Annotated in this window: 9 protein-coding genes; 4 read left to right on the top strand and 5 right to left on the bottom strand. The window is 70.6% G+C overall.

Going from position 1 to position 10768, the window contains the following annotated elements:
* The first annotated feature begins 99 nt into the window (after window positions 1–99).
* From GUY59_RS44010 to GUY59_RS43995, 4 genes are all read left to right on the top strand, one after another.
* The gene (locus tag GUY59_RS44010; RefSeq protein WP_138208080.1) at window positions 100–1770 is read left to right on the top strand and encodes an FAD-binding oxidoreductase; all 1671 of its coding nucleotides are present in this window, start codon (window positions 100–102) and stop codon (window positions 1768–1770) included.
* A 64-nt stretch (window positions 1771–1834) separates the two neighbouring features.
* A complete protein-coding gene (locus tag GUY59_RS44005; protein WP_138208081.1) occupies window positions 1835–3094 on the top strand; it encodes a sensor histidine kinase in 1260 nt (419 codons plus the stop codon).
* Window positions 3085–3741, top strand: a complete 657-nt coding sequence (locus GUY59_RS44000) for a response regulator (RefSeq protein WP_138208082.1) — start codon at window positions 3085–3087, stop codon at window positions 3739–3741. The genes GUY59_RS44005 and GUY59_RS44000 overlap by 10 nt, the downstream gene beginning before the upstream one ends.
* A gap of 149 nt (window positions 3742–3890) precedes the next feature.
* Window positions 3891–5015, top strand: a complete 1125-nt coding sequence (locus GUY59_RS43995) for an alpha/beta hydrolase family protein (RefSeq protein ID WP_138208083.1) — start codon at window positions 3891–3893, stop codon at window positions 5013–5015.
* A gap of 7 nt (window positions 5016–5022) precedes the next feature.
* Here GUY59_RS43995 and manD read toward each other — a convergent pair whose 3' ends face one another.
* The 5 genes from manD to GUY59_RS43970 all read right to left on the bottom strand — a co-directional run bounded on the left by manD (window position 5023) and on the right by GUY59_RS43970 (window position 10592).
* The gene (gene manD / locus GUY59_RS43990) at window positions 5023–6252 is read right to left on the bottom strand and encodes a D-mannonate dehydratase ManD (protein WP_138208084.1); all 1230 of its coding nucleotides are present in this window, start codon (window positions 6250–6252) and stop codon (window positions 5023–5025) included.
* Between the two features lie 49 nt (window positions 6253–6301).
* Entirely contained in the window at window positions 6302–7450 is a 1149-nt protein-coding gene (gene dgoD / locus GUY59_RS43985; protein WP_138208085.1) for a galactonate dehydratase, read from the bottom strand.
* Between the two features lie 5 nt (window positions 7451–7455).
* Window positions 7456–8271, bottom strand: a complete 816-nt coding sequence (locus GUY59_RS43980) for a carbohydrate ABC transporter permease (RefSeq protein ID WP_132340823.1) — start codon at window positions 8269–8271, stop codon at window positions 7456–7458.
* Window positions 8268–9209 carry a carbohydrate ABC transporter permease gene (locus tag GUY59_RS43975; RefSeq protein ID WP_201762071.1) on the bottom strand — a complete coding sequence of 314 codons (942 nt, stop codon included), beginning with the start codon at window positions 9207–9209 and terminating at the stop codon, window positions 8268–8270. The genes GUY59_RS43980 and GUY59_RS43975 overlap by 4 nt, the downstream gene beginning before the upstream one ends.
* A 90-nt stretch (window positions 9210–9299) precedes the next feature.
* The gene (locus tag GUY59_RS43970) at window positions 9300–10592 is read right to left on the bottom strand and encodes an ABC transporter substrate-binding protein (protein ID WP_201762070.1); all 1293 of its coding nucleotides are present in this window, start codon (window positions 10590–10592) and stop codon (window positions 9300–9302) included.
* Between the last annotated feature and the right edge of the window lie 176 nt (window positions 10593–10768).

The raw sequence follows: 10768 nt of genomic DNA, 5'->3' as shown, positions 1-10768 counted from the left end.
GGGTTCAGCCGCCGGCTCAGGACATGAGCTGATGTGCTCGCCGTGGTCCGGCTGGGAGGCTGACGACCTCAACGCAGAAGGTCGGAAGGAGCCAGCCACATGCCGGAAGTGAGCAGTGGGAGCACGAACCCGCGCGGCCGCATGGCGGTCAGCCGTCGCGGGCTGCTCGCCGGTGCGGGTGCCGGAGCGGTCACGGGGGCGGTCGCCGGGGCGGTCGGCACGTGGGGTGCCGAGGCCGCGTCGGCGGAACCAGGCTCGGCGGCGTTCGGGCCGGTGACGATACGTCCTGGCGACCCCCGTTACGACACCTTGTTGCGGGGCAACAACTTCCGGTTCGCGGGCAGGCCGGACGAGATCCGCGTGTGCGGCTCGACCGGCCAGGTGGTGCGCGCCGTGTCGGACGCGGTGCGGTCAGGCAGACGGGTCGCGGTGCGCAGCGGCGGGCACTGCTTCGAGAACCTCACCGGCGACCCGGCGGTACGCATGCTGCTGGACCTGTCCCCGATGGACGAGGTCACCTACGACGCCCGCCGGCGGGCGTTCGCCGTGCAGCCGGGAGCGACGCTCGGCCACGTGTACCGGACGTTGTTCAAGGGCTGGGGCGTGACGATCCCAGCGGGCAGCTGCCCGGGGGTGGGCGCCGGCGGGCACTTCTCGGGCGGCGGCTACGGCGCTCTGTCCCGGCGCTACGGCTCGGTGGTGGATCACCTGTACGGCGTGGAGGTCGTGGTGGCCGACCGCGACGGCAGCGCCCGCGCCGTGGTCGCCACCCGTGAGCCCGGCGACCCGAACCGTGACCTGTGGTGGGCGCACACCGGCGGTGGCGGCGGCAACTTCGGCGTGGTCACCCGTTACTGGCTGCGCTCGCCCGGCGCGACCGGCGCCGACCCGTCCACGCTGCTGCCGCCGTCGCCGCAGCGGATGTCGCAGCGGGCGATCTTCTGGTCCTGGGAGCACATGACCGAACAGGCGCTCACCGGGCTGCTGCGCAACTTCGGGACCTGGCATGAGCGCAACAGCGCGCCCGGCTCCCCGTACGCCGGGTTGTACGGCATCCTCCACCTCTCGCACCGCGCCGGGGGGACCGCCGCCATGCTGATCGCCCAGATCGACGCGGATCTCCCCAAGGCGGACGACAGGGTGAGCGAGTTCGTGTCCGCGGTGACCGCGGGCGTCGAGCTGACGCCGGTGCTCGACCTCCGGCGTACGATGCCGTGGTTGCACCCGATGACCTGGCCGGGCACCGGCGAGGCCGGCGACCTGCTCACCCGCCGCTACAAGATCAAGGCCGGATACCTGCGACGCCGGTTCACCGAGGCCCAGCTCGCGGCCGTGCACCGCAACCTGACGAACAGCACCGGCGGGCCGGAGTCCGGCATGCTGCTCATCGGGTACGGCGGCCAGGTCGGCGCGCTCGCGCCGGAGGCCACGGCGATCGCCCAGCGCGACGTGGTCATGAAGGCGGTCTACCAGACCATCTGGAGCGAGGAGAAGGACGACGCGGCCAACCTCGCCTGGGTGCGCCGCTTCTACCGCGACGTGTACGCCGACAGCGGCGGCGTGCCCGTGCCCGGCGAGGTCAACGACGGCTCCTACATCAACTACGCCGACGCCGACCTGGCCGACCCGCAGTGGAACACCTCGGGCGTGTCCGCGCTGACGCTCTACTACAAGGACAACTACCCGCGCCTGCAGCGGGTGAAGGCCACGTGGGACCCGCGCAACGTCTTCAGGCACGCCCTGGCCATCGAGCCTCCCCGGGCCGGCTGACCGGCGACGACGTTACGGGGTTAGATTGTCCGCTGCGAGCGAGCGCCGGGGAAGGAGGAGGCGGATGAACGATCCCGTGGCACGCTGGCCCGTGCTGATGGGCGTCGGGCCGTACGCGCTGCTGGCGTCCCTGACCGCGATCACCGTGGCCGACGGGTCTGAGTCCGGCGCGTCCGGCCTCACCGACCTCGTCCTGTCCGCGCTGCTGGCGGCGTGGATGCTGGGGGTCTACACACTCCGTCCCGCCTGGCGCGGGCGCGTGCCGGTGATGGCGCTCTTCCTCGCCGTGGTGGTCCTGCTCTGGGCGGCCCTCGTGGTGAGGTCGCCGTGGTTCGGCTTCTTCACCCCCGCCGTCTACGTCTACGCCTTCCGCGTCCTGCCGTGGCCGTGGCAGCCGGCCGGCATCGCCGCCGTGGGCGCGGTGGCGGGCACGGCGCAGGCGTACGGCGTCGACAAGACCACGGTCGTCGGCCTGGTCACCTACGGCGCCATTATCGCCGCGAACGCCATCCCCATGTGCCTCTTCGCCTGGTTCGCCCGGCGCGACGACGAGCGGAATCAGGAGCGCGACCGCGCGCTCCACGAGGCGCGCGAGGCCAACCGCAAGCTGGCGGCCTCGCTGGCGGAGAACGCGGCCCTGCACGAGCAGCTCCTGGCGCAGGCGCGCGACGCCGGAGTGCAGGACGAGCGGCAGCGGATGGCGCGCGAGATCCACGACACGCTGGCGCAGGGGTTCACCGGCGTCATCAGCCAGTTGCGCGCGGCCGAGCACGCCGGCGACGATCCGCCGGGATGGCGCCGGCACGTCGCCGCCGCGACCGAGCTGGCCAGGGAGAGCCTGTCTGAGGCGCGGCGGTCGGTGCACGCGCTGCGCCCGGAGCCGCTGCGTTCGGCGCGGCTGAGCGAGGCGCTGGCGGGCGTCGCCGAGCGCTGGTCGGCGTTGCACGAGATCCCCGTCCAGGTCACGACGACCGGCACGGCGCGGCCGATCCGGCCGGAGGCCGAGACCGCGCTGCTCAGAATCGCGCAGGAGGCGTTGGCCAACGTGGCCAAGCACGCGCGGGCGACCAGGGTGGGGGTGACGCTGTCGTACCTGGAGCACGAGGCGGCCCTCGACGTCCGCGACGACGGCGGCGGCTTCGATCCGGCCGGGCTCGGCGGCGCCACCGGGGACCCGCGGGCCGATCGCGGCGGGTTCGGGCTGATCGCGATGCGGCAGCGGATCGAGAGCGTGTCCGGCAGCCTGCAGATCGAGTCGGAGCCGGGCACAGGCACGGGCATCTCGGCCCGCGTCCCCTCCGAGCCGGCGGAGGCATGCGCGTGAGCCGGCCGATCGGGCTGCTGATCGTGGACGATCATCCAGTGGTCAGAGACGGGCTGAGCAGCATGTTCGCCCGCGACCCGGAGTTCGAGGTGCTCGGCGAGGCCGCCGACGGAGCCGAGGCGGTCCGGCTGGCTCTGACGTTGCGCCCCGACGTGATCCTCATGGACCTGCGGATGCCCGGCATGGACGGCGTGAGCGCGACCAGGGAGCTCGCCGAGCGGGGGTCCGGGGCCCGGGTGCTGGTGCTGACGACGTACGACACCGACAGCCACGTGCTTCCCGCGATCGAGGCCGGCGCCACCGGCTACCTCCTCAAGGACGTTCCCCGCGACGAGCTGCTGCGCGCGGTCCGTGCGGCGGCCCGGGGCGAGGCGGTGCTCGCGCCGTCGGTGGCCGCCCTGCTGATGAACCGCGTACGCGCGCCCGTCCCCGGGCCGCTCAGCCCGCGCGAGGTCGAGGTGCTCCAGCTGGTGGCGTCAGGGGCCACGAACAGGGAGGCGGCGGCCCGGCTCTTCCTCACCGAGGCCACGGTCAAGTCGCACCTGCTGAACATCTACGCCAAGCTCGGGGTGAACGACCGCGCCGCCGCCGTCACGGAGGCGTTCAACCGGGGGCTGCTCGTCCCGCGGCCGCCCGAGCCCTCCTGACGGCCGGGGCGAGCGCCGCATCCCGGCACCTCGTCGCCGGTCATGACGCGGGGAAGAAGGGTGGATCGGCCATCCCCTACGAAAGTCGCGTAAGCCGGGTGACTTTCGGCGGGGACGGTTCGCCGTCGCGGAGCGGCACGGTTGAGCGCATGAAGAAGACCGTGGCCGCGAGCGTGCTCGCGCTTTCCGCATCACTGACCACCCTCGGCGCGATCCCGGCCGAGGCCGCCGGGCCCGTCACCGCCCTGCCGGCGCCGACCGGCGACCATCCGGTCGGGAAGACCGACCTGCACCTGATCGACTCCAGCCGCACCGACCCCTGGGTGAGCGACCGGAACGCGCGCGAGCTGATGGTCTCGATCTGGTACCCGGCGCGCAAGACCGCGGGCAAGCGCGCGCCGTACCTCACGCCGCGGGAATCAGAGCTGATCATCAGGAGCGAGCCGCGGCTCGCGGACGTACCGGCGGACACGCTCGCCACGACCGTGACGCACGCCCGCGCCGGCGTTCCCGCGCGGCAGCGGAAAGGCGGGTGGCCTCTGGTGGTCCTGTCACCCGGCATGACGATGCCCCGCGCGAGCATGACGTCGCTGGCCGAGGAGTTCGCCAGCCGCGGCTACCTGGTGGCGGGGATCGAGCACACCTACGAGTCGCTGGCCACCACCTTCCCCGACGGCAGGACCGTCACCTTCGAGGCGGGAAAGGCCGGTCAGACCCCTGAGACGGGGGAGAAGGTGGCCCGGGTGCGGGCCGCGGACACCGAGTTCGTCCTCGGACGGCTGAAAGCGGACAGGCGCTGGAACCGGCTGATCGACGAGAGGCGGATCGCCATGGTGGGCCACTCGGTCGGCGGCCAGAGCGCGGCGCACCTGCTGGCCGACTCCAAGCGGGTCAAGGCCGCGGTCAACCTCGACGGCACCTACAATCCCAAGACCCCGGCCAAACCGCTGGTCAAGCCCTTCATGATGATCGGCAATCCCCGGCACCAGCCTGAGTCGGGCGGCAAGGACGGCTCGTGGGACCTGTTCTGGCCGCACGTGAAGGGCGACGGCAAACGCTGGCTGACGGTGACCGGCGCCGAGCACATGAGCTTCGCCGACTACGCGGTGCTGCTGCCGCAGCTCGGGCTGCCCGCGGCCCCGATGGACGGCGCGCGGGCGATCAGGATCACCCGCGCGTACGTCACCGCCTTCCTCGACACGCACCTCAAGGGCGGGCGCCGGCCTCTTCTGGACAGGCCGTCAGCGAAATTCCCCGAGGTGAGGTTCTGGTAGCCGCCGCTCACCAGTCGTGGATCGTGCCGTCCTTGAGCCGGTTGAACGGCAGGTACGCCGCATGGTACGGAAAACGCGCCGCCGCCTCCTCGTCGAGCTCCACGCCGAGCCCCGGCGACTCGCCCGGGTGCAGGTAGCCGTCGGCGAAGGTGAACGACTGGCGGAACACCTCGTTGGTCGCGGCGCCGTGCTGCATGTACTCCTGGATGCCGAAGTTGTGGATCGCGAGGTCCAGGTGCAGGGCGGCGGCCATGCCGACCGGCGAGATGTCGGTCGGCCCGTGGATGCCGGACTTGATCTGGTACTGGGCGGCGTAGTCGAGCAGTTTCCGCATGGCCGTGATCCCGCCGGTGTGGGTGACGGCGGAGCGAACGTAGTCGATGAGCTGCTCGCGGATCAGCGTCTGGTAGTCCCACACGGTGTTGAAGACCTCGCCGATGGCCAGCGGGGTGGTGGTGTGCTGCCGGACCAGCCGCAGCGCCTCCTGGTTCTCCGCCGGCGTGCAGTCCTCCAGCCAGAACAGGTCGTACGGTTCGAGCGCCTTGCCGAGCTTGGCGGCCTGGATGGGGGTCATCCGGTGGTGCCCGTCGTGCAGCAGCGGCAGCTCGGGCCCGAACTCGCCCCGCACGGCCTCGAACACGCCGGGCAGGTGGCGCAGGTAGGCGTGGGTGTCCCAGTCCTCTTCCGCGGGCAGCTCGGCGCGCTGGGCCGGCTCGTAGTCGTAGCGCTTGCCGTCGACGCTCGGCTGCGCGGCCACGCCGTACACGGCGTTGATGCCCGGCACGGAGGTCTGCACCCGGATCGAGCGGTAGCCCAGCTCCAGGTGCCGGCGGATCGAGTCGAACAGCTCGGGCAGGTCCCGGCCCGAGGCGTGCCCGTACGCCATGATCCCGTTCCTGGAGGCGCCGCCGAGCAGCTGGTAGAGCGGCATCCCCGCGGCCTTGGCCTTGATGTCCCACAGCGCCACGTCCACGGCCGCGATGGCGGCCATCGTGACGGGCCCGCGCCGCCAGTACGCCGAGCGGTAGAGGAACTGCCAGGTGTCCTCGATGCGGTGCGGGTCGCGCCCGATCAGCAGGGGGACGACGTGGTCGGCCAGGTAGGACGCGACCGACAGCTCACGGCCGTTGAGGGTGCCGTCGCCCAGCCCGCTGATGCCCTCATCCGTCGTGATCCTGAGGGTGACGAAGTTGCGGTCGGGGCTGGTGACGATGACGTCCGCAGCGGTGATCTTCACTAAGTGCCTTTCTCACGGGATGGTACGAGGGACGGCCGGCGGAGGCAGGTCACCATTCCGCGAAGGAGCCGTCCCGGTGCCGCCAGACGGGGCTGCGCCAGGTGTGCCCCTTCTTGGCGGCGGCGCGGACCTGCGCATCGTCGATCTCGATGCCCAGGCCGGGCGCGGTGAGCCGCTCGACGTGCCCGTCCACGAACGCCAACGGGGTCCGGTCGGCGCAGTAGTCGAGCACGTCGGCGCCCCGGTTGTAGTGGATGCCGAGGCTCTGCTCCTGGATCAGGTAGTTCGGCGTGGCGAAGCCGACCTGCAGGCAGGCCGCGAGGGCGATCGGGCCGAGCGGGCAGTGGGGGGCGAGCTGCACGTCGTACACCTCGGCGAGCGCGGCGATCTTGCGTACCTCGGTGATGCCGCCGGCGTGCGAGAGGTCCGGCTGGGCGACCGCGATCCCGGCCTGGAGCACGGGCAGGAACTCCTGCCGGCTGTAGAGCCGTTCCCCGGTCGACACCGGGATGGTGGTCGAGCGTACGAACTCGCCGATGAGGTGGGAGTTCTCCGGGACGACCGGCTCCTCCATGAACAGCGGCCGGTACGTCTCCAGCAGCGGCGCCAGCCGGCGGGCGTTGGCCAGGGTGAAGCGCCCGTGCAGGTCGACGGCGACGTCGCGGTGGTCGCCGAGCACCTCGCGGGCGGCGGCGACCCGGGCGACCACGCCGTCCAGCTCGGCGACCGACGCGACCGGGCTCATCCTGCCGGACGCGTTCATCTTCACGGCGGTGAGCCCGGCCTCGACCTGGGCGGCGATGTGGTCGCGCACCTCGCTGGGCTCGTCGCCGCCGACCCAGCCGTACACCCGGATGCGGTCCCTGACCGGGCCGCCGAGCAGCTGGTGCACGGGCGCGCCGAAGTGTTTGCCCGCGATGTCCCACAGCGCTTGGTCGAGGCCCGCCACGGCGCTGGCCAGGATCGGGCCGCCCCGGTAGAACGAGCCCTTGGTCATCACCTGCCAGTGGTCCTCGATGCGCAGCGCGTCCCGGCCGACCAGCAGCTCCGCGAGCTGATCCACGGCGGCGCGTACGGTCTCCGAACGCCCTTCGCAGGTGGCCTCGCCCCAGCCGACGATGCCGGAGCGGGTCTCCACCCGGACGAACAACCAGCGAGGGGCGACCAGGAAGGTCTCGATGCGTGCGATGGTCGTCATGCCGGTCAGCCCTTCGTCGCGCCGGCGGTGAGGCCGGAGACCACGTACTTCTGCACGAACAGCGCGATCACCATGATCGGCAGCGTCACCACGGTGGTGGCCGCCATCAGGCCGCCCCAGTCGATGCTGGCGTAGCCGACGAAGTCGAAGATCGCCACGGGCAGGGTCTTGGTGTCCGCGTCGGAGAGCACGAGCGCGAACATGAAGTTGTTCCAGGAGAAGATGAAGGACAGGATCCCGGAGGTGGCGATCCCCGGCATGGACAGCGGCAGCGTGATGCGCCGGAACGCGCCGATGTGGGTCAGCCCGTCGACCAGCGCCGCCTCCTCCAGCTCCGTGGGCAGGCTGTCGAAATAGCCCATCATGATGTAGACCACGAGCGGCAGTGAGACGAACATGTGGCTGATGATCAGCACCCCGAAGCCGCCGACCATCTTCAGGTTGGAGAAGACGTAGAACCAGGGCACCAGCAGCGAGACGCCGGGGATGACCCGGGCCATCAGCACCACCAGCGCGGACTTCTTCATGTTGAACCGGCTCATCGAGTACGCCGCCGGCAGGCCGAGGACCAGCGACGCCACGGTGGCGGCGAAGGCCACCCAGAGACTGTTGACGATGAACTCGACGTAGTTCGCCTGCTGGAGCACCTTGGCGTAGTTGCCGATGGTGGGGGAGAAGGCCAGCGCCTTGGCGGGGTCGTAGATGTCGACGTTGGTCTTGAACGACGCGGCGATCATCCAGACCAGGGGCGCGACCAGGGTGAGCACCACGACGATCAGCGCCACCACCCGGAACACCCGGTACGCGGGCCGTGGCCTCATCGCTTGGCCTCCTTGCGCCGGGCGGTCAGGGCCCACATGGCCCCGATGATGATCAGGAAGAAGAGGATGAGGACGGTGGAGGAGACGCCGTACTCGTTGTAGTCGAAGCTGAGGCCGTAGGCGTACACGTTGAGGGTCTCCACCTCGTGGAACGAACCGCCGCCCCGCCCCTTGGTGGCGTAGAGGATGTCGAACGTCTTCAGCGCGTCGATGCCGCGCAGCAGGATCGCCACGGTCAGCGTGGGAGCCAGCAGCGGCAGCGTGACGTGCCGGAAGCGCTGCCAGGTGCTCGCGCCGTCGATGCGCGCCGCCTCCTGCGGCTCGTCCGACAGCGATGTCAGCCCGGCCAGCAGGATCAGCGCCACCATCGGCGTCCACTGCCACACGTCGATGAAGATCGTGGTGGGCAGGGCCGTGTACTGGCCGGCGAGCCATGGCTGCGGCCCGATGCCGAACCAGCCGAGCAGCTGGTTGGCCAGGCCGATGTTCGGGTCGAAGATGAGCCGCCACATCATGCCGACCGCGACCGGGGTGGCGACGAGCGGCAGCAGGACGGCGACGCGCACCCACTTCTGGCCCTTGAACGGCCGCCAGAGCAGCAGGGCGATCGCCATGCCGAGCACCACCTCGAACAGCAGCGCGACGCCGGTGAACGCGGCGGTCCTTCCGACAGACGGCCAGAACCGTTCGGTGTCGGAGAGCACGTCGAGGTAGTTCTGCAGGCCGATGAACTCGCTCTCCGCGCGGACGGACCCCTCGGCGTCGGTCAGGCTGAGGTAGCCGGTCCAGGCCAGGGGGAACACGAGCAGCGCGGCGACGAAGGTCATCGCGGGCGCGGCGAAGATCCACTTACGGTGGTGGTCCACCCAGCGCACCCAGCCGGGGGTGCCGGGGGCGGTGGGCGTGCCGCGCGCCGCCTTGGTCGTGATCGTTGCCATGAGGTCTCCAGGGAGGGACGGGGTACGCGGGCGACGGAGCGCCGGCTCCCGTCACCCGCGTGTGCCGCTGTGCCGCTTACTCGGCCTCGTCTACTTGGCCTCGTCGTCCAGGAACTTCTGGAACGCGGCGTTGGCCGTGTCGGCGGAGGCGGCGGCGTCCTGGCCGGTGATCGCGTCCACGATCGGCTGGCCGACGATCTCGCGGGCCTCGGCGACCTGGACGACCAGCGGCCGGTCATGGCCCACCCCGTCCTCGGTGCTGGCCGCGATGGCCTCCGCCAGGTCCTCGGGGAAGGTGGAGGTGCCTTCCGGGTCCTCCCAGACGGAGGTGCGGGCGCCCGGCACGCCGGACTTCTGCTGGGCGAGCGTCTGCTCCTTACTGGTGGCCCACTCGATGAACTTCCAGGCGTTGTCCGCGTTCTCGGAGCTGTCGTTGATGCCCAGCGCCCACGACGGGATGTTGTACGGCTTGGAACCGGCCGGGCCGGCCGGGAACGGGGCGAAGCCCACCTTGTCCGAGATCTTGGACTTGGCCGGGTCGGTGGCGTTCTTGTAGAGCGAGTTCGCCTCGGTGTAGAAGGCGGCCTTGCCCTGGGTGAAGATGGCCATCGCCTCGGGCCAGCCCATGTCGGTGCTGACGTTCGCCGGGCCCGAGTCCTTGATCAGCCCGCCGTAGTAGGCGAACGCCTGCTTGGCCGCCTCGCTGTTGACCGCGGCCTTGCCGCTGCCGTCGACGAAGTCGCCGCCGAAGCTGTAGAGGAAGCTGGAGAACTGGGTCACCGCCGTCGACTTCCCGGTGCGGGCGACGAACCCGGCGACGCCCGGCTCGGCCGTCTTGATCTTGGCTGCGGCGGCTTTCAGCTCGTCGAGGGTCTTCGGCGGGGCGCTCAGTCCGGCCTTGTCGAGCAGGTCCTTGCGGTAGTAGAGGACCTCCTGCTCGGTGATGATCGGGACCCCGACCGGCTTGTCCTCGTACGTGGTGGCCTCGACCGGGCCGGCCTGGAAGTCGCCGAAGTTCCAGGCCTGGGACTTGACCCGGTCGGACAGGTCGGCGAGGTACTTGTTCTTGGCGAAGAGCTTGCCCTCCTGCAGCGGGCGGTACATCATCACGTCGATGTCGGCCGAGCCGGCGTTCAGCTTGACGTTGTACTGGTCGGAGAGCTGGTCCTCGCCGAGCTGGGTGACCTCGACCTTGAGCCCGGACTGCTTCTCGAACTCGGGCAGCGCCTTCTTGATGTTCTCGGTCCACACGTGGTTGGCCAGGGTGACCCGGACCGTCTTGGACGCGCCGGCGCTGTCGTCGCCGCCACCGCCGCAGGCGGACAGGCCCATGGCCACGACCACGGCCAGAGATGTACCGAATATCGATCGACGTCGTCGCACGTCATCTCGCCTTTCTGTCATGGCCGCCGCCCCCTGAACAGGGCCACGCGTTCATAGCATCCGCTTATTGCCGGGATGTTAGGACAATTAAGCTGATTTATTCAAGGGCTGACTTCCAAATGATATGCTTTATTCCGTGGATCAGTCTTCAGCCCCGGAGGGCGCACCCACCCAGC

It is taken from the genome of Nonomuraea sp. K271, assembly GCF_009908215.1.
In the GTDB taxonomy this organism is placed as follows: domain Bacteria; phylum Actinomycetota; class Actinomycetes; order Streptosporangiales; family Streptosporangiaceae; genus Nonomuraea; species Nonomuraea longispora.
The sequence above is the reverse complement of the archived record's forward strand: the minus strand, read 5'-3'. Positions and strand labels throughout refer to the sequence as shown.

Excerpts from the sequence above, each read along its gene's own strand:
- GUY59_RS44010 (WP_138208080.1), top strand. The coding sequence starts at position 100 with ATGCCGGAAGTGAGCAGTGGGAGCACGAACCCGCGCGGCCGCATGGCG.
- GUY59_RS44005 (WP_138208081.1), top strand. The coding sequence starts at position 1,835 with ATGAACGATCCCGTGGCACGCTGGCCCGTGCTGATGGGCGTCGGGCCG.
- GUY59_RS44000 (WP_138208082.1), top strand. The coding sequence starts at position 3,085 with ATGCGCGTGAGCCGGCCGATCGGGCTGCTGATCGTGGACGATCATCCA.
- GUY59_RS43995 (WP_138208083.1), top strand. The coding sequence starts at position 3,891 with ATGAAGAAGACCGTGGCCGCGAGCGTGCTCGCGCTTTCCGCATCACTG.
- dgoD (WP_138208085.1), bottom strand. The coding sequence starts at position 7,450 with ATGACGACCATCGCACGCATCGAGACCTTCCTGGTCGCCCCTCGCTGG.
- GUY59_RS43980 (WP_132340823.1), bottom strand. The coding sequence starts at position 8,271 with ATGAGGCCACGGCCCGCGTACCGGGTGTTCCGGGTGGTGGCGCTGATC.
- GUY59_RS43975 (WP_201762071.1), bottom strand. The coding sequence starts at position 9,209 with ATGGCAACGATCACGACCAAGGCGGCGCGCGGCACGCCCACCGCCCCC.